At 64.6% G+C, this 16,911-nt stretch carries 16 protein-coding genes; 10 read left to right on the forward strand and 6 right to left on the reverse strand.

The genetic code is table 11. The features are described 5' to 3' along the window. Positions 1 to 61 precede the first annotated feature (61 nt). A complete protein-coding gene (locus TQ98_RS06335) occupies positions 62 to 466 on the reverse strand; it encodes a VOC family protein (RefSeq protein WP_044875124.1) in 405 nt (134 codons plus the stop codon). Between the two features lie 139 nt (positions 467 to 605). On the opposite strand from TQ98_RS06335, the gene TQ98_RS06340 reads away from it, so the two are divergent. Both TQ98_RS06340 and egtB read left to right on the forward strand, forming a co-directional pair. Continuing rightward, positions 606 to 1,964, forward strand: coding sequence for a PLP-dependent aminotransferase family protein (locus TQ98_RS06340; RefSeq protein WP_044875123.1), 1,359 nt, complete (start codon positions 606 to 608; stop codon positions 1,962 to 1,964). Positions 1,965 to 2,454: 490 nt separating this feature from the next. After that, entirely contained in the window at positions 2,455 to 4,563 is a 2,109-nt protein-coding gene (gene egtB / locus TQ98_RS06345) for an ergothioneine biosynthesis protein EgtB (protein ID WP_044875122.1), read from the forward strand. A 327-nt stretch (positions 4,564 to 4,890) separates the two neighbouring features. Here egtB and TQ98_RS06350 read toward each other — a convergent pair whose 3' ends face one another. Further along, complete coding sequence (locus tag TQ98_RS06350) at positions 4,891 to 5,349, reverse strand: Ohr family peroxiredoxin (protein ID WP_044875121.1); 459 nt, start codon at positions 5,347 to 5,349, stop codon at positions 4,891 to 4,893. A 261-nt stretch (positions 5,350 to 5,610) separates the two neighbouring features. Here TQ98_RS06350 and TQ98_RS06355 point away from each other — a divergent pair, with 261 nt between their 5' ends. Next, positions 5,611 to 6,087: a MarR family transcriptional regulator gene (locus tag TQ98_RS06355; RefSeq protein WP_242443055.1), complete on the forward strand. Its 477-nt coding sequence runs from the start codon at positions 5,611 to 5,613 to the stop codon at positions 6,085 to 6,087. A 670-nt stretch (positions 6,088 to 6,757) separates the two neighbouring features. Next, a complete protein-coding gene (locus TQ98_RS06360) occupies positions 6,758 to 7,426 on the forward strand; it encodes a transporter substrate-binding domain-containing protein (RefSeq protein WP_347337819.1) in 669 nt (222 codons plus the stop codon). 126 nt (positions 7,427 to 7,552) lie between these two features. Here TQ98_RS06360 and TQ98_RS06365 read toward each other — a convergent pair whose 3' ends face one another. After that, the gene (locus TQ98_RS06365; protein WP_044875119.1) at positions 7,553 to 8,536 is read right to left on the reverse strand and encodes a GlxA family transcriptional regulator; all 984 of its coding nucleotides are present in this window, start codon (positions 8,534 to 8,536) and stop codon (positions 7,553 to 7,555) included. A gap of 207 nt (positions 8,537 to 8,743) precedes the next feature. On the opposite strand from TQ98_RS06365, the gene TQ98_RS06370 reads away from it, so the two are divergent. Continuing rightward, positions 8,744 to 9,532: a cysteine hydrolase gene (locus tag TQ98_RS06370; protein WP_082073315.1), complete on the forward strand. Its 789-nt coding sequence runs from the start codon at positions 8,744 to 8,746 to the stop codon at positions 9,530 to 9,532. Positions 9,533 to 9,804: 272 nt separating this feature from the next. Here TQ98_RS06370 and TQ98_RS06375 read toward each other — a convergent pair whose 3' ends face one another. Both TQ98_RS06375 and TQ98_RS06380 read right to left on the reverse strand, forming a co-directional pair. Then, the gene (locus tag TQ98_RS06375) at positions 9,805 to 10,368 is read right to left on the reverse strand and encodes a hypothetical protein (RefSeq protein WP_044875118.1); all 564 of its coding nucleotides are present in this window, start codon (positions 10,366 to 10,368) and stop codon (positions 9,805 to 9,807) included. Between the two features lie 10 nt (positions 10,369 to 10,378). Beyond that, complete coding sequence (locus TQ98_RS06380; RefSeq protein WP_044875117.1) at positions 10,379 to 11,707, reverse strand: aspartate aminotransferase family protein; 1,329 nt, start codon at positions 11,705 to 11,707, stop codon at positions 10,379 to 10,381. A gap of 385 nt (positions 11,708 to 12,092) precedes the next feature. Between TQ98_RS06380 and glnH the strand changes: the two genes are divergently transcribed. The 5 genes from glnH (at position 12,093) to TQ98_RS06405 (ending at position 16,278) form a co-directional block, all read left to right on the forward strand. Continuing rightward, positions 12,093 to 12,836: a glutamine ABC transporter substrate-binding protein GlnH gene (glnH, locus tag TQ98_RS06385; RefSeq protein ID WP_044875116.1), complete on the forward strand. Its 744-nt coding sequence runs from the start codon at positions 12,093 to 12,095 to the stop codon at positions 12,834 to 12,836. Positions 12,837 to 12,868: 32 nt separating this feature from the next. Continuing rightward, positions 12,869 to 13,525, forward strand: coding sequence for a glutamine ABC transporter permease GlnP (glnP, locus tag TQ98_RS06390; protein ID WP_044875115.1), 657 nt, complete (start codon positions 12,869 to 12,871; stop codon positions 13,523 to 13,525). After that, complete coding sequence (gene glnQ, locus TQ98_RS06395) at positions 13,522 to 14,244, forward strand: glutamine ABC transporter ATP-binding protein GlnQ (RefSeq protein ID WP_044875114.1); 723 nt, start codon at positions 13,522 to 13,524, stop codon at positions 14,242 to 14,244. The genes glnP and glnQ overlap by 4 nt, the downstream gene beginning before the upstream one ends. A 14-nt stretch (positions 14,245 to 14,258) precedes the next feature. Then, positions 14,259 to 15,293 (forward strand): acyl-CoA--6-aminopenicillanic acid acyl-transferase, encoded by a 1,035-nt coding sequence (locus TQ98_RS06400; RefSeq protein WP_044875113.1) that lies wholly within the window; start codon positions 14,259 to 14,261, stop codon positions 15,291 to 15,293. A 94-nt stretch (positions 15,294 to 15,387) separates the two neighbouring features. Then, positions 15,388 to 16,278, forward strand: coding sequence for a MurR/RpiR family transcriptional regulator (locus TQ98_RS06405; protein WP_103103133.1), 891 nt, complete (start codon positions 15,388 to 15,390; stop codon positions 16,276 to 16,278). On the opposite strand, the gene TQ98_RS06410 is transcribed toward TQ98_RS06405, so the two are convergent. Beyond that, complete coding sequence (locus TQ98_RS06410; RefSeq protein WP_052659262.1) at positions 16,262 to 16,900, reverse strand: TetR/AcrR family transcriptional regulator; 639 nt, start codon at positions 16,898 to 16,900, stop codon at positions 16,262 to 16,264. The two genes, TQ98_RS06405 and TQ98_RS06410, sit on opposite strands and share 17 nt — an antisense overlap. Between the last annotated feature and the right edge of the window lie 11 nt (positions 16,901 to 16,911).

The following is a 16,911-nucleotide window of genomic DNA, read 5'->3' on the forward strand; positions in this document are numbered from 1 at the left end:
TCCCGAAACATCTGCAATGGTTTCGGCGATCCAATCCGCTCCATGGCGTGGGATTTCTTCATCATTCCTGGAGGTCTCCGCGATAGACAATGTGAACCTTGTTCCCATCGGGGTCGCGCAGATACGCGCCGAAATAGCCATCGCCATAGTGAGGACGCGGTCCAGGTATTCCTTCGTCCGTCCCGCCACTCGCAAGGCCCGCAGCGTAGGCAGCTTCCACGGCCTGCTCCGAGGCGGCCAGGAACGCGACCATGCTGCCGTTGCCAATCGTCGATGGCTCGCCATTGCGGGGGATGTAGACATAGAAGCGTGGCAGCGGCGCAGTAGCTGTCACCCAACACAGCGCCGCAGGCCCGCCATCCGGCACGACTGCGCGGCGTTTCAGGCCGAGCGGAGCGAGGGTGGCATCATAGAAATGGCCAGCGCGCTCCAGATCCTGCGCGCCAACAGTCACATGGCTGAACATCCGACCCTCCATTGCCCCGCCATCGCTGTGAGGCTGTTCGACAAACAGTTGAATTTCGCAAACAACCCTAATGCACGTTACACTTTTGATCTATTTAAATAGTGTCACGCGACACTATTAATCAATCTGGACGGAAACCATGCTTCTTCAATCGCCCTGGATGCCGCGTCTTGCGGAGATCGAAGCGAGCGTCGCCGAGCGGCTGGTACTCGCTCTGGCCGACGACATCATCGAGGGGCGACTGAAGGGGGGCGACCGCCTGCCTGCCCATCGAGACCTTGCTTGGCAACTGGGAATCGGCCTGGGATCGGTGACAAAAGCCTATGCAGCCCTTGAGCGGCGGGGGCTGGTGCGCAGCGTCAAGGGCCGGGGAATGTTCGTGGCGATCTGTCAGGCGCATGAGGATCGGGAGATCGATCTCTCGTCCAATGTGCCGCCGGCGATGCTTACCGCCCGACTGCTGGCGCGGACCCTGGCTGGGGTCGCGCGGAAGATCGACGCAGATCATCTCAATCTCTACTCGCCGCCCGCCGGGCACCTGGAGCATCGGCGTCTGTTAGCCCGTTGGCTTGAAACGCTCGGTGTAACGGTCGATCCATCGAATCTGGTGCTGACGAGCAACGCCCGCCAGGCCATATCACTGGCGTTCGATCTTGCCTGTGGCCCTCACGGGGTGATCCTGACAGAAAGAGTCACCTATCCCGGTGCGATTGCCCTGGCCCGGCGCAAAGGGTATCGGATGCAAGGCGTCGAGATCGACGCAGAGGGGATGGTGCCGGAGGCGCTCGCTGATGCCCTCGATGGGGTCGCATCTACCGCCAGCAGAGCGGTTTATCTCACACCGACGCTTCATAACCCGACCACGGCGACGATGGGCATGGCACGAAGGCAGGCTATCGTCGATGTCTGTCGGCGGTCGGGTGCCTGGGTCATCGAGGATGGCGTCTACGCACTGGGACCGCCACTTGCGCCTGCGCTCGCGACCTTGGCTCCCGAGAGAGTCTTCCACGTCAATGGGCTATCCAAGTCCCTTGGTCCCGGATTGAGGATTGGCATGCTCACGCTGCCGGCGGGAATGACTGCCGCGGCGCAAGAAGTCTTGCAAGACGTCCCCATGGCTCCGGCGCCATTGTCCTGTGCCGTGGTGGAGGACTGGCTGTCCAGTGGCGTCATCGCATCCATCCCGCAGGACCTGCGCCATGAAGCGCGCCGCAGATCGAGCCTGGCCACTTCGCTTCTTGGCGCGGTCGAGCTTGTTTCCCATCCGGATGCCTATCACGTCTGGCTACCGATGCCGCGCGACGCTGCCGATCGCTTCGCGACAGCGGCCGCCTCGGTTGGCATCAGAGTGACGGCCCCCGAATCGGTCCTGGTCGACCGCAGTGACCAGGCGGCCGGAATTCGCCTTTGCCTCGGCGGCCCGCCATTCGATGACTTGACGGAAGGACTGACGCTCCTGGCAAGGCTTATGAGGGACAAGACTGGCTCGGTTGCATGACGTCTGGCGAGACTGCGAACAGGCACCAAACATCTGCCGTTTTTCGCATGCACCGAGCGGCTCAATCGCGCCTACTGATTCGGGCTGTCAAAACCGGCCACGGGATTGATCGCGACGGACAGCTGGATAGGTAAGCGGGGAGGACGGGGCAAGGGGCGGTGCTGATGAGAGGACAGGTTATCCATCAGCCCGCGGTGAGGTATCGCTTCGCTCGGCCTATCCTTCTGAATAGCGGCTGTAGGCCAAGCCCGGAAAAGCAGCGAACGCATCTTCCGAAGAGGCAAGGGAAAGGTCTCGCAGCCGCCTTTCGTCAGCGTTCCTGGCGCTGATGCCGGCCGTGGTGCGAACAAGCCGAACTTTCCCCGGCCGCTGCGCATCAGACCTTTAATACCCCCGCCTGGTGACGATCCGTGTCGTTCGCATCGAATGCCCGGACGCCTGTATTCCGCGCATCCAACAGCCCTGGGAACAGCGCTGCAGAGAGACGCCGATGAACAGCACCGCACTGCTCGACCAGTACCTGCAAGTACGCCGCCACAGCGAATCGCTGGTGGCTTCCCTCAGCGAAGAGGACATGGTCGTGCAGTCCATGCCCGATGCCAGCCCCGCCAAGTGGCACCTGGCCCATACCACCTGGTTCTTCGAGACCTTCCTGCTGCGGGAACAGTTGCCCGGCTACCCCGTCTTCGATCCCGTCTTCGCCTATCTCTTCAACTCCTACTACGAGGCCCTCGGGCCACGCCAGCCACGCCCGGAGCGGGGGCTGCTGACCCGGCCGCCCCTGGATCGGGTGCTGGCCTATCGGCGCCATGTGGACAAGCACATGCAAGCGTTTCTGCCGGAAGCCCCTGAAGAGGCGCTGCCCCTGGTAGAACTGGGCTTGGCCCATGAGCAGCAGCACCAGGAGCTGCTGTTGATGGACCTGCTCCATCTGTTCAGCCGCTCACCCCTGCGCCCGGCCTACAACGAACGCTGGCGCGAGCCCGGCGGTGATCGCCCGGGCCGCTTCGTCGGCCTGCCCGGCGGACTGGTGGACATCGGCCACGACGGCGAGGGCTTCGCCTTCGACAACGAGGGGCCGCGCCACAAGGTGTACCTGCAGCCGTTCCAGATCTGTGACCGCCTGGTGACCAATGCCCAGTGGCTGGAATTCATCGAGGCGGGCGGTTATGGGCGCGCCGATCTCTGGCTTTCCGAAGGTTGGGCGCGGGTACAGGAAGACGGCTGGCAAGCGCCCATGTATTGGCAGCAGCAAGAGGGTGCCTGGATGGAGATGGGCCTGGGCGGCCTGCACCCGCTGGTGTCGGCCGCGCCGGTCAGTCATATCAGCTACTACGAGGCCTGCGCCTTCGCGGCCTGGGTCGATGCCCGCCTGCCCACCGAAGCGGAGTGGGAAGTGGCCGCCCGCGCCGGGGTGCTCGGCCAGGTGGAGGACTGCGCCTGGCAGTGGACCGCCAGTGCCTATGCACCTTATCCCGGCTTCCGGCCGTCCCGCGATGCGGTGGGCGAGTACAACGGCAAGTTCATGGTGAGCCAGATGGTGCTGCGCGGCGGCGCCAGCATCACCCCTGCCGGCCACGCCCGGCCCAGCTACCGCAACTTCTTCTATCCGGCCCAGCGCTGGATGTTCTCTGGCCTGCGCCTGGCGCGGGATGCCGTGGTCGGCCAGGCGGTGGGCGAGCATGAAACCTTCGCCGAGGACGTGCGCGCCGGCCTGTCAGCGCCGGAGAAAAGCCTGCCGCCCAAGTACTTCTACGATGCGGTGGGTTCGGAGCTGTTCGAGGCCATCTGCAACACCCGGGAGTATTACCCCACCCGCACCGAGACAGCGCTGCTGCGCAGTATCGCCGCCGAGCTGTCCACGGTGATTCCCCAGGGGGCGGCGCTGGTGGAGTTCGGCAGCGGCGCCAGCCTGAAGACGCGGCTGCTGCTGGATGCCGCGCCGCAGATCGGCCTCTACCTGCCCATCGACATCAGCGAGTCGGCCCTGCGCAAGGCCACCGCCATGCTCCAGGGCGCCTATCCCGACCTGCGGGTGCTGCCCCAGGTGGGCGACTTCACCCACTTGCCCCATCTGCCGGCGGAAGCCGCACGGCGCCCACGGGTCGCGTTCTTCCCCGGCTCCACCCTGGGCAACTTCACCCCGGAGGAGTCCCGGCGCTTCCTGCGTTCGGTGCGTCGCTACCTGGGACGCGAGTCGCGCTTCATCCTCGGCCTGGACATGCAGAAGGATGTCGCCACGCTGGAAGCGGCCTACGACGACGCGGACGGCATCACCGAACAGTTCAACAAGAATCTCCTGGCGCGTATCAACCGCGAACTGGGCGGCGACTTCGACCTGGACGCCTTCGATCACCTGGCCCGCTGGAATCCGGAGCGAAGCTGCATGGAGATATTCCTGGTCAGCCGCCGCAATCAGAAGGTTCAGGCGGCCGGCCGGACATTCGAGTTCCGCGCCGGAGAGCGCCTGCACACCGAGAACTCGCACAAGTACAGCCTGACGCAGGTCGTGGATCTGGCTGCAGAGTCGGGCTGGCACCTGGGGCGTTACTGGCTGAGCCCGGACCCTCAGGTGGGCATATTCGTGCTGGAGGCCTGAGCCCCTCTGCACAGATTCAGGCAATGAGTCGGCATCAGGGTTGCCGCGCCCTGTCAGGCGCGAGTCCCCCCTCGCCCTTTGGGAGAGGGGCCGGGGGAGGGGGATGCATCAGATCGGTGCGGAGGTCTGGAAGGCCTGTACTAGACGTTTCTGATCGGTAACTCAGAGCTGGCCTTTGCAATGCTCTTCAGGCATCCAGCAATGCCTGGCTACCGTCCCAGGAAGGCGAGCGTGTGCGGCTGGCGATCCGTTCGCCTGCACTGTCGAACTCGGCCCCTGCCGAACTCACACGTCTGTCGACGCAGCTGGCAGGGGCCGTGCCTTGCGTTAATCCGCGATCACGTTCAGGGCGACGTCGATATTGCCGTGCGTGGCTTTGGAGTACGGGCAGATCTCGTGCGCTTCCTTGGCAATGGCCTCGGCAACCTCGTAGGGAACGCCCGGGAAGCTGACGTTGAACCGCGCCTGGATGAAGTAGGCGTTACCCGTCATGCCCAGGTCGACCTCGATTTCGACGGCCAGATCCTGCGGCAGCACAACCTTCCTTTCCTGGGCCACCAGCCCGATGGCGCTGATATAGCAGGCCGACCAGGCGCCGGCGAACAGTTGCTCCGCCGTGGGGTGGGGCAAGGTGGCATCGAAGCTGAGTTCCGAATTCGCTCCGGCGCCGCGGGGTGCCGAGAGCTTGATATCGACGCGGCCGTGATCCTTGCGCGAAGCGCCTTCACGGTGGGCTACGGTGGTGTGGGTTTTGCCGGTGAACAGGACTTTTTCGATCTTGGTCATGGGGGAGTTCCTCATCGTTTCGTGCGTTTGAATAGTGGCCAGGGCCGTTTTAAGTTTAATCGCATACGAATAAATCGTATGCGATGAATTAATCTTTGCGCACAAACAAATTGCCGTCAATAGGGGCTCGTCGCGCTTCTGGACGAACGGTTGCCCGCATGATTTCGATCCTGCAGAGCAAATCGGTGCCGAACTACTCGCATCCGATGTATCCTGCGTCGGGCTACGGAGCGGGTTACGACACTAGTGAGAGAGGCGTTTATGAAGGGAATGCAGACCGGATCGAATGGGCCGATCGAGGTTACGGACGTGAAGCTGGCCGACTTCCTGTGTTTTGCCGTGTATTCGACGAACCTGGCGTTCGGCAAGGTTTACAGGCCGATCCTCGAAGAGCTGGGCCTTACCTACACGCAGTACGTCACGATCATCGCGCTATGGGAGGAGGACGATCAGACCGTCAGTGGCCTGGGCGAGAAGCTTTTCCTTGAATCGAACACCCTCACGCCGATCCTCAAGAAGCTCGAGTCGATGGGCTACCTGACGCGTGAGCGCGACAAGGCCAACGAACGCCAGGTGCGCATCAGCCTGACGGAGAGCGGAAGGCAGCTCCGCGAACGAGCCTTCAGCATCAACCTGACGGACGCCTGCGGGCTCACGTCCGAGGAGTTCTCGGCGCTGCAGAAAGAGGTCGTGCGGTTGCGCAGCAATCTCCTCAAGGCGGCGCACGGCGAGGAGTGATGCAGGGTAGGGTGCGCCGCGCGCACCAACGTCTGGATGCAGCACCGGAACCGACCCCGAAAGCGATGCGCACACCGCCTCCAACCTGGCCCGCCACTTAGGGATTAATCCGCCAAAGGAGGCCGCCGAAGCTTCGCGAGTGCTCGCGGATGGGGAAGGCGCTACGACGGCCAGAGACCCTTCTCCTTGGGGCCTTACTGTAATTTTAGTTTGGGCGGGGCGATGCCCGTGGCGCCAATCGATGGGAGGTGCAGATTCAGCAGTTTTCCTCCCGGACCGGAATAAAAAAGGCGCCCGTGTGAAGGCGGGCATCTTGCCGGTGAATTGGCGGGGATGGAGGGGACATGGAGCGCCGTGTGGAGGAACGGTGATGGGTATCGCGGAGCTCCACCCATCCTACGGGGAGTGTGATTCGTAGGATGTGGTGGAGCGGAGCGATACCCATCAAATGAAAAAGCCCGGCATATGCCGGGCTTTTTTGTTCAACGCATCACTCCGCCGTTGCTCGGGAAGGCGAACTGCGCCGCAACGGCAGTGGCCCCGCCCACGACAGCTGTCATGTGCCCGTACTAAGCTGCACGCCATGTTGTCTTGAGGGTGTTTCATGAGGCGCGTAGTCGGATCGCTGTTGTTTCTGTTTTCCTGCGCCGTCAGCTCGACGGAGCTGCACATGCTCACGGATCACCACCCGCCGCTGCATTTCCAGCAGAACGGCGAGATGCAGGGTTTCGGCGTGGATCTGGTGCGCGAGTTGGCGAAAGCGTCCGGCGATTCAGCGCGCATAGAGCGGGAGCCGCTGCTGCGGGCCCTGGCCGACAGCGTCTCGGCGCCGGATACCGGGCTGTTCATCATCATGCGCACGGCGGAACGTGAGGCGAGCTACCAGTGGGTCGGTCCCGTGATGGTGTCGGAGTCGGCGTTCTATGGCCTGGGCGATCCGGCTTCGCCATTGCCCAAGCTGAGCGACGTCCGAGTGGCCCGTCGCATCGCCCTGCCGCGCAAGTGGCTGGCCTATGGCGTGCTCCAGGAGCAGGGCTTCACCAACCTGTACGGCGTGGATACGCCGGAACAGATGATGCGCCTGCTGCGCGTCGGCCGGGCGGACCTGATCGTGGCCGATACCCTGACAGTCGCCACCCTGGCCAGGGAAGCCGGGATAGAGCCGTCACAGCTGCAGTTCCAGAGGTCCCTGATGACCCAGGGTGCCTACATCGCCTTCTCCCGGAATACGGACCCGCAGGTAGTGGCTCGCTGGCAGGCGGCGCTGGACACCCTGCGCCAGGATGGCCGGTTGCAGCAGATGCTGCAGCGCTGGCAGCTGGACAAACCGCTGCGCTGAGGCGGGAACGGGGAGGCTGTTCCCCGGCGCCCGTTGAACGGTGCCGGGCTGATCCTGCCACCCCGCAACAAGCGATCGCTCAACCGTGGCCGCATCATCAAGCCCCTGAGCCTTCGCGAGCGCGGACTACCGCTCTGCCTTTCTTCCGGACCCACCATCGCCTTTGGCCTGGCGAGCGCTCCGGCGCAGTTCCTGTGGTGTCCGCCCAACGACTCGCATGAAGCTGCGCAGCATGTGGTCGGCATCGCCGAATCCGAAGCTCCGGGCGATCTCCTCGAAACTTTGATGCCCATCCTCGATCAGCGGCCTCGCGGCCTCGATACGAATGCGCTCGACCGCTTTCGCCGGCGTCACCCCGACGGCTGCCGTGAACACGCGGCCGAACTGACGCACGCTCATGTGCGCCACGTCTGCCAGGCGCTGAACGGACAGGTCATCACGTAGATGATCGCGTGCATAGCTCAGCACCGTACGGATGCGATCCGAGCCGGGGTCGAAATCCAGCAGCGAAGAAAACTGATACTGACCCCCTGGCCGCCGATAGTAGACAACCAGCATGCGTGCGACGAAGCGCGCCACCTCCTTGCCCAGGTCCTGCTCGATCATGGCCAGGGCCATGTCGATGCCGGCCGACATGCCTGCGGACGTCCAGACATTCCCGTCTTCGGTCCAGATTCGATCGCCATCCACGCGCAGCGACGGATAGCGCGCTTGCAATTGCGGCGCGTAGTTCCAATGCGTGGTCGCGACGCGACCGTCGAGCAGGCCGCTCTCGGCCAGCACGAAGGCACCGGTACAGACGCTGGCCGTGCGGCGAGAGCGCAAGGACAAGTGCCGGATCGCGGCCGCCATCGGCGTCACCCAGTCGCCGACTGGAGCAGCTGGCGAGCCGACGATGATGAGCGTGTCGAGGCGGTCGACATCCTGCAGGGCTTCGGTCGCGACCTGCAGTCCGTCCGAAGTGCTGATCAAGCCGCCGTCAAGCGAAGCGACCGTGAATCGATAGCCCGAAGGGCGGGCACGATTGGCGTTGGAGAAGGCTTCCAGTGGGCCACTCAGGTCCAGCAATACGAAGCCCGAGTAGATCAGGAAGCAAACGTGACGTGGCATGAGCTGTAGGCCAAGAGCCTGGCTGAGGCGTCATTAGACGCCCCGCCTGATTGCAGGGTCAACGGGTGTGTCGACGAGGCTCGGCGTTGGTGCCCGCCTCACCCGAAGTGGCTGCGCGAGTCGGCCGAAATCCAAGGATAAACGTCCTTTTCGTTCCGTCCTCTCGCCGTACCGTACACACACCAACCCACTTCGAGGACACGCAAAATGACCTTCAACAGACTCCACCCCAGAAGAATGCTCTACGCCACCTTGCTGGGTGCCATCCTGGCGGCGCCCGGCGTCGGCTTCGCCGCCGACAATCCCTACGCCGATCCGGTCAAGCCGGCGCTTCCGGCGTCGACCTTTCAATGGGACATGAGCCGGACCGCCCTGGTCGTGATCGACCCGCAGATCGACTTCATGAGCCCTAAGGGCGCAGGGTGGCCGGTCTTTGGTGAGAGCGTGACCGAGCAGCATCTGGTCCCGAACCTGGGCCGGCTTTTCGCGGCCTTCAAGAAGGCCGGTGCGACCGTGGCCATCTCGCCGCACTACTACTACCCCCACGATCACAAGTGGGAGTTCGAGGGGCCGGCCGAGACCGTTCAGCACAAGCTTGGCCTCTTCGATCGCAAGGGCGCCCTGACGCTGGATGGCTTCCGCAACTCGGGCGCCGATTTCATGCCGGAGTTCAAGCCCTTCATCGAAGACGGCAAGACCATCGTCGCCTCACCGCACAAGTTGTATGGCCCGCAAAGCAACGACCTGATGCTGCAGCTGCACAAGCAGCGGATCGACAAGATCGTCCTAGCCGGCATGGCCTCCAACCTGTGTGTCGAGTCGCACCTTCGCGAGTTTCTGGAGCGGGGTTTCGAGGTGGTCGTCGTGCGCGACGCCGTCGCCGGCCCGAAGCTTCCTGACGGCGACGGATACGGCAGCGCGCTGGTCAACTTCCGCTACATCGCCAACGATCTGGTGACCACCGAGGAGGTCGTGGACAAGCTGGAAGGCCGCTGACCGTGGCCGGCCAATCGACCGACCAGACACGGGAGTCCTTGTGGCTCCCGTGCTGGCTGCACTGCGCACCAGGTAGTGCTCGTCTGCCCGCTGCATTCAGGCGTTTCAGCAGAAGGTCAGGCGGGCTTGAAGCAGTAGACCGCTGCAAACTGAAGGAGGGCAGCGACCGTAGGGCGACACGCTCCGCGAGCGAAACGCTCCCCATCGGGGACGCTGGCCTGGGGTTTCAAGGCGCCGTCGACGCAGGGTGCGCCATCATGGGCGCGGGTCTTTCAAGCCTCCGGAAACGGCAGAGGGGTATCCGTACCGCGCCGCACCTGGAACACGTTCAGGGTCATGGCCACCAGCGCGTAGTAGCCGAACACCCCCACCAGCTCCACCACCGCCGGTTCGCCGAACGCTGCGACGGCTCCGGCGTAGAGCGTTTCGTCGACGCGCCGTGTGGCGTACAACGTGCGGCCCAGGCGATAGATGAGGCGTTCGTCGTCACGCTCGAAGGGCGGCTCCACGCCCTGGCGCAAGGCCTCGATCACCTCATTAGCCAGTCCTGCCTGGCGAGCGATGGGTTCGTGGATCTGCCATTCCGCCTGGGATTGCCACCAGGACGCGGTGAACAGGATCGCCAGCTCGGTCAGGCGCAGTTCCAGACCTGTGCCATAGCGGCAGAAGGCGCCCAGGCGCTGGGCGTGGTCGGCCAGTTCGGGGCTGTGGATCCAGGCCAGGAAGGGGCCATCCAGGTTGCCGCGCGGGCCGCTGAGGATGGCCTTCAGCACGGCGCGCTGAGCGTCGCTCATCTGCGCTTCGGTCAGGGCGGTCAGCCGCGATTCGATCTTCATCACCGGCTCCTCAGGCATCGGCCAGGGCGTCGCGCAGGGCGGTGTCGAGCTTGTGAACCAGTTCGTCGAGGTGCGGCTCTTCAAGGATAAAGGGCGGCGCCAGGAGGATATGGTCGCCCCTGCGGCCGTCGAGGGTGCCGCCCATGGGGTAGCACATCAGGCCGTGGGCCATGGCGGCTTTCTTCACGCGGGCGTGGAGTTTGCGCGCCGGGTCGAAGGGCGCCTTGCTGGCGCGGTCCTGAACCAGCTCCAGACCCTGGAACAGGCCACGGCCACGGATATCGCCGACATGGGGATGGTCCGCGAAACGCTCGCGCAGGCGGGTTTGCAAGGCTGCGCCCAGCTCCCGCACGCGGGGCAGCAACTGGCGTTCCTCGATGCTCTTCTGCACCGCCAGGGACGCCGCACAGGCGGTGGCGTGGCCGATGTAGGTATGGCCGTGCTGGAAGAAGCCCGAACCCTGGCGGATGGCGTCGACGATGCGGCCGCTCACCAGCGTTGCGCCGATTGGCTGGTAGCCGGCGCCCAGGCCCTTGGCGACGGTAATGAGGTCGGCGCTGATGCCTTCCTGCTCGGCGGCGAAGAGGGTGCCGGTACGGCCCATGCCGCACATCACCTCATCCAGGATCAGCAGCACGCCGTGGCGGTCGCACACTTCGCGTATCCGCTTGAAGTAGCCGGGCACCGCCGGCACCGCGCCGAGGGTGGCGCCCACCACGGGCTCAGCGATAAAGGCCATGACGTTCTCGGCGCCGAGATTGAGGATTTCCGCTTCCAGTTCCGCGGCCAGGCGAGTACCGAGGGCTTCGAGCGACTCGTCCGCTCGTTGTTCGCGGTAGGCGTAGCAAGGGCTCACGTGGCTGACGTCGATCAGCAAGGGCTGGAACTGCTGGCGCCGCCAGGCATTGCCGCCGGCCGCAAGCGCGCCGAGGGTGTTGCCGTGGTAGCTCTGGCGCCGAGCGATCACGTGGCGGCGCTGGGGCTGGCCGATCTCCACGAAGTACTGGCGCGCCAGCTTGAGGGCGGCTTCCACGGCCTCGGAGCCGCCGGAGACGAAGTACACCGACGCCAGTCCCGCCGGTGCGCGCTCGATGAGGAAGTCCGCCAGCGCTTCCATGGGTTCGCTGGTGAAGAAGGAGGTGTGGGCATAGGCGAGCTTGCCCACCTGCTCGCGGATGGCCTCGATCACCGTCGCGTCGCTGTGGCCGAGGCAGGACACCGCCGCGCCGCCGCTGGCGTCCAGGTAACGCTTGCCCTGGCTGTCGATCAGGTAGGGGCCGTCGCCCTGGACGGCGGTCGGGTAGCTCTGGGTGAGGCTGCGGTGGAATACGTGGCTCATGGTGCCCTCCGGTGCATTTTGGCAAATAATATATGCAAAAGCAGGATGTGCAATAATTTTTTGCCGAGCCTTTGGAAGGCGTTCGTTCCTGGCTGGAGCTTTTTAAAAGCCTGTATACCTTGTTTTTAGTGGTCTGTAGCTGGGTAGGAGAGAGGAGTGAGGTGTCGAGGTGTTGCGCAAATCGCTATTGCATTTGTGAAAAATGCATGTTTATCTTGCTCGAAAGCATGGTGGCCGTGCAGCGCATCGCTGACTGGCCTAGCAGCTGATAACAACAAACCGGCAGGGCGCCTTCCTCGGGTCCCTGCTGAACCTTGACTGCCAGAAACGCCTGAAGCCGTACCGGCCAGGGCCAGTTCGTCCACGACCGAGAGGAAGCATGCATATGAAGCACCTGCTGAAAGCAGCCCTGGCTGCGCTCGCCATCGCCGCAACCACCCACGCCAACGCCACCGACAAGGAACTGCTGGTCGCCACCGACACCGCCTTCGTGCCCTTCGAGTTCAAGCAGGGCGACCAGTACGTCGGCTTCGATATCGATCTCTGGGCGGCCATCGCCAAGGAACTGGGCTGGAAGTACACGCTCAAGCCCATGGACTTCAACGGCATCATCCCGGCGCTGCAAACCCGCAACGTGGATGTGGCGCTCGCCGGCATCACCATCAAGGAAGAGCGCAAGCAGGCCATCGACTTCTCCGACGGCTACTACGACAGCGGCTTCCTGCTGATGGTCCGCAGCGACAACGACAGCATCAAGGGCGAGGCGGACGTCGCCGGCAAGACCCTGGCGGTGAAGAGCGGGACGTCCTCGGCCGACTACGCCAAGGCCAACCTCAAGGCCAGCGACCTGCGCCAGTTCCCCAACATCGACAACGCCTACCTGGAGCTGCGTACCGGCCGCGTCGACGCCGCCATGCACGACACCCCCAACGTCCTCTACTACATCAAGACCGCGGGTGAAGGTCAGGTGAAAGCCGTGGGCCAGCAGATGATGGCGCAGCAGTACGGCATCGGCTTCCCCAAGGGCAGCGAGTTGCGTGAGCCGGTGAACGGCGCGCTGAAGACGCTGCGCGAGAACGGCACCTACGCCGAGATCTACCGCAAGTGGTTCGGCACTGATCCGCAGTAAGTCCTTCCTGTAACTGAAGTAGGAGCAGTGCAATGATTTTCCAATGGAATGCCATCTGGAGCGCGCTGCCCGTGTTGCTGGAGGGGGCCAGGCTCACCTTGTGGATATCCGTGCTCGGACTCCTGGGTGGGGTGGTCATCGGCCTGGTCGCGGGCTTTGCCCGCGCCTATGGCGGCTTCCTCAGCAACCGGCTGGCGCTGGTATTCATCGAGCTGATTCGCGGCACACCGATCATGGTGCAGGTGATGTTCATCTACTTCGCCCTGCCGCTGATGGTGCCGGTGCGCATCGACCCGTTCAGCGCGGCGGTGGTCACCATCATGATCAACTCCGGCGCCTACATCGCCGAGATCACCCGGGGCGCGGTGCTGTCGATCAACCGCGGCTTCCGTGAAGCGGGCCTGGCGCTCGGCCTCTCGGGGCGCGACACCCTGCGGTACGTGATCGCGCCGCTGGCCTTCCGGCGGATGATCCCGGCGCTGGGCAACCAGTGGATCGTCAGCATCAAGGACACCTCGCTGTTCATCGTCATTGGTGTCGCCGAGCTGACCCGCCAGGGCCAGGAAGTGATCGCCGGCAACTTCCGCGCGATGGAAATCTGGACGGCGGTGGCAGTCATCTACCTCATCATCACCCTGGCCCTGAGCTACACCCTGCGCCGCATCGAAGGGAGACTGAAAATTCTATGATCGAGTTCAAGGGCGTCTCCAAGCACTTCGGCACTACCCAGGTGCTTCACGACATCAACCTGAAGATCGGCAGCGGCGAAGTGGTGGTCATCATCGGGCCTTCGGGCTCGGGCAAATCGACCCTGCTGCGTTGCATCAACAAGCTGGAAGTCATCAGCGGCGGGCAGCTCTACGTTGACGGCTTCGAGGTCAACGACCCGAAGGTGGAGGAGCGGTTGATCCGCCAGGAAGCCGGCATGGTCTTCCAGCAGTTCCACCTGTTCCCGCAGATGACCGCCCTGGAGAACGTCGCCTTCGGTCCCATCCGCGTGCGCGGTGCCGCCAAGGCCGATGCCGAGAACCTGGCCCGCGAGCTACTGGCCAAGGTGGGTCTGGCCGAGCGCGCCGGGCACTATCCCTCGGAGCTTTCCGGCGGCCAGCAGCAGCGCGTGGCCATCGCCCGCGCCCTGGCGGTGAAGCCCAAGCTGATGCTGTTCGACGAGCCGACCTCGGCCCTGGACCCTGAGCTGCGCCACGAGGTGTTGGGCGTGATGAAGAACCTGGCGGAGGAGGGCATGACCATGGTCATCGTCACCCACGAGGTGGACTTCGCCCGCAAGGTGGCCAGCCGCCTGATCTTCATCGACAAGGGCCGCATCGCCGAAGACGGTGACCCGGCAGTCCTCATCAGCAATCCGCCGAGCCCGCGCCTGCGCGAGTTCCTCCAGCACGTTTCCTGAACAGGTAGAGAGACATGGCATTCACTCACCTCCAGCTCGGCGGCAGCGCCTACGACGTCGGCCACGGCCTGGGTGTCTTTGGCCGCGAGGCAGTACACCGGCACCTGCGTCCGCTGGCGTTGTGGCGGCACCTGGCGGGGCTTGCCGGCACCGACGCGGCGCGCGGCATGCGCAGCGCCGTGGAGCAGTGCTTCCCGCGCCACTGGCAGGAAATCGAAGGCCTCGCGGCCGGACTGGAATTGCCGGTAGACGAAGTCTTTCTCTGGAACTGCCGCGGCGACTTCGTGCAGCAGCAGAGCGTCGACGGCTGCACCACGGTGCTCGGCCCCACCGCCAGCGGCACCCTGATCGCCCACAACGAAGACGGCCTGCCGCAACTGCGTGGGCACTGCGCGTTGGTCAGCGTCACGCCGGAGCAGGGCCTTGGCTTCACCTCCTTCGTCTATCCCGGTTCGATTCCCGGCCACACCTTCGCGGTAAACCAGAAGGGGCTGGTGGTGACGGTGAACAATATCCGCCCCCGTGCCATTCCGGCGGGCCTGCCTCGTCAGGTGCTGGGACGTGCCAGCCTGGATGCGGCGAGCCTCGATGAGGCTGTGAATATCCTGGCCAGCGAAGGCCGTGCCGGCGCCTTCCACCACGCCCTGGGGCAGGTGGGCAGTCGTCGCCTGGTCAGCTTCGAGGGTACGTCCGAAGGGTCGTCCGTGGTCGATGTGGAGCGGCCGTTCGGTCATTCCAATCATCTGGTCCACCCAGCACTGGAAGACGTTGCGCAGCGCATCACCGGCAGTTCGGGCAATCGCCAGACCTGCGTGGACGGGCGCGTCGCCTCTCTGGGCAACACGCTCGATCGCGACGATGCGCTGGCGATCCTGCGCGACACCTCGGGCGGCGAACTGCCGGTCTACCGGTGTGCCGCCGACGATCCGGACGACGAGAACACCCTGGCCACGGCGCTGTTCCTGATCGGCGCGGACGCAGTGGACTGGTCGGTGTACACGGACGCCGACACCCGCACCCCGACCCTCAGCGGAAGAGTGGTCGCCTGACCCGAATCCGGCCATCGCGGCCGGGTTCAAGGCTCGGTAGTATGGGCGCCTGCCACCGGGGCGGGCCCCGGGAAACCTTCAGATGGATGCTGTCATGGCAAATCCCCCAGATACCCTAGCGGGCCTGAAACTGCTGCTCGAAACCATCGAACGGCGCGAGGCCGACATCTCCCTCGGCAGCAGCTCGCGCCGCGTGCTCACCGCCCTGATCGAGGCGCCCCAGCGTGCGGCGGTGTCCTCCATCAGCGAACTGGCCGAGCAGTTGGGGGTGAATCCGTCCACCTTCTCGCGCCTGGCACAGAAGCTGGGCTACGGCGGCTTCAGCAAGTTCCAGGATGTATTCCGTCGCGAAGTCACCGAGGGCCGCACCTTCTACAGCGACCAGGCCCGGCTGTTGGTGCCCACCGGCGGCAACGACAGCATCGGCCAGCTCACCCGTCTGGGACGCCAGGAAAGCGCCAACATGGCGAGCATGATCGAGCAGGTGGATTGCGCCGACTTCGACGCCACGGTCGAGCTGCTCACCAGCGCCCGGCGGGTGCGCATCCACGGCATGCGTCAGTTCACTTCCCTGGCACTGTTCATGTCGTATGCCCTGGGCATGTTGCGCCCGGACGTGGCTGCGCTGGACGCGGCCCGCCAGGGCGTCGCCGATGCCCTGGCGCAACTGGATGAAGGTGACGTGCTGGTGGTGGCGAGCTGCTTCCCCTACACCCCGAGCGTGCTGGCCACGGCGGAAGTGGCGGCCAAGCATGGCATCAAGGTCGTCGCCCTGACCGACTCCAGCAGCTCGCCGCTGGCGAAGATCGCCCGCTATAGCTTCAACGTGCCCAACCAGAGCCTGTTCTTCAGCAACAGCATGTGCGCCTTCATGTTGCTGGCCGAAGGCATTCTCAGCGCCGTGGCCAGTCGCCTGGGCGAAGCCTCCGTGGCGGCCCTCAAGCACCGCGAGGCGCTGATCGCCGAGCTCAACGCGTCGCTCTGATTCCCGGCCCCGCGCTGAAGGACGGCTCCAGGCTGGCGGCGGCGCCGAGGATCATCTCGGTGAGCTGTTCGGCGATCAACTGGGGTGGCAGGGGCGACTCGGTGTCCTCGGCGTCCGGGAGGCTTTCCAGCATGCCGATGACCCCGCTGGTGAAGAACTTCATCCGCGAGCCTTCAAGGCCCCGGCGGGCCGGGGTGGAACCGATGATGCCGGTCAGGCACTGCGTGTAGTCATTGCGCAGTGCGGCGAGCAGGCGATTCTGTTCGGCCGTCAGGTTGCGCCGCTCCCGCAGCATGAGCTGCAACCTTTTCCGCTCGCCCTGCTGGAACTCGATGAAGGCGCCGACGAAGGCGCGCAGGCGGGCCCGCGTGCCCTGGGCGGGCTTCAGCCTGGTGCGGGTGAGGCTGAGCAGATCGCTCATGCACTCCTCGACCAGGTCGAAGAGCAGCGCCTGCTTGCTTTCGATGTGGTTGTACAGCGAACCCGCGCCTATCCCCAGGCGGGCGGCCAGGTCGCGCAGGCTGGTGTTCGGGTAGCCCTGTTCGGTGAACAGGTCCAGGGCCGCCTCGCGCAGGCGTTCCTGCGTGCCGGTCGGCTGGACGGAATTCGAGTTGCCGTTCATGGGGACTCGGA

The sequence above is a fragment of the Pseudomonas sp. LFM046 genome, assembly GCF_000949385.2.
GTDB lineage: Bacteria > Pseudomonadota > Gammaproteobacteria > Pseudomonadales > Pseudomonadaceae > Metapseudomonas.

Coding starts and splice junctions, on each gene's coding strand:
- TQ98_RS06335 (WP_044875124.1), bottom strand. CDS start 466: ATGTTCAGCCATGTGACTGTTGGCGCGCAGGATCTGGAGCGCGCTGGC.
- TQ98_RS06340 (WP_044875123.1), top strand. CDS start 606: ATGCTTCTTCAATCGCCCTGGATGCCGCGTCTTGCGGAGATCGAAGCG.
- egtB (WP_044875122.1), top strand. CDS start 2,455: ATGAACAGCACCGCACTGCTCGACCAGTACCTGCAAGTACGCCGCCAC.
- TQ98_RS06350 (WP_044875121.1), bottom strand. CDS start 5,349: ATGACCAAGATCGAAAAAGTCCTGTTCACCGGCAAAACCCACACCACC.
- TQ98_RS06355 (WP_242443055.1), top strand. CDS start 5,611: ATGAAGGGAATGCAGACCGGATCGAATGGGCCGATCGAGGTTACGGAC.
- TQ98_RS06360 (WP_347337819.1), top strand. CDS start 6,758: ATGCTCACGGATCACCACCCGCCGCTGCATTTCCAGCAGAACGGCGAG.
- TQ98_RS06365 (WP_044875119.1), bottom strand. CDS start 8,536: ATGCCACGTCACGTTTGCTTCCTGATCTACTCGGGCTTCGTATTGCTG.
- TQ98_RS06370 (WP_082073315.1), top strand. CDS start 8,744: ATGACCTTCAACAGACTCCACCCCAGAAGAATGCTCTACGCCACCTTG.
- TQ98_RS06375 (WP_044875118.1), bottom strand. CDS start 10,368: ATGAAGATCGAATCGCGGCTGACCGCCCTGACCGAAGCGCAGATGAGC.
- TQ98_RS06380 (WP_044875117.1), bottom strand. CDS start 11,707: ATGAGCCACGTATTCCACCGCAGCCTCACCCAGAGCTACCCGACCGCC.
- glnH (WP_044875116.1), top strand. CDS start 12,093: ATGAAGCACCTGCTGAAAGCAGCCCTGGCTGCGCTCGCCATCGCCGCA.
- glnP (WP_044875115.1), top strand. CDS start 12,869: ATGATTTTCCAATGGAATGCCATCTGGAGCGCGCTGCCCGTGTTGCTG.
- glnQ (WP_044875114.1), top strand. CDS start 13,522: ATGATCGAGTTCAAGGGCGTCTCCAAGCACTTCGGCACTACCCAGGTG.
- TQ98_RS06400 (WP_044875113.1), top strand. CDS start 14,259: ATGGCATTCACTCACCTCCAGCTCGGCGGCAGCGCCTACGACGTCGGC.
- TQ98_RS06405 (WP_103103133.1), top strand. CDS start 15,388: ATGGCAAATCCCCCAGATACCCTAGCGGGCCTGAAACTGCTGCTCGAA.
- TQ98_RS06410 (WP_052659262.1), bottom strand. CDS start 16,900: ATGAACGGCAACTCGAATTCCGTCCAGCCGACCGGCACGCAGGAACGC.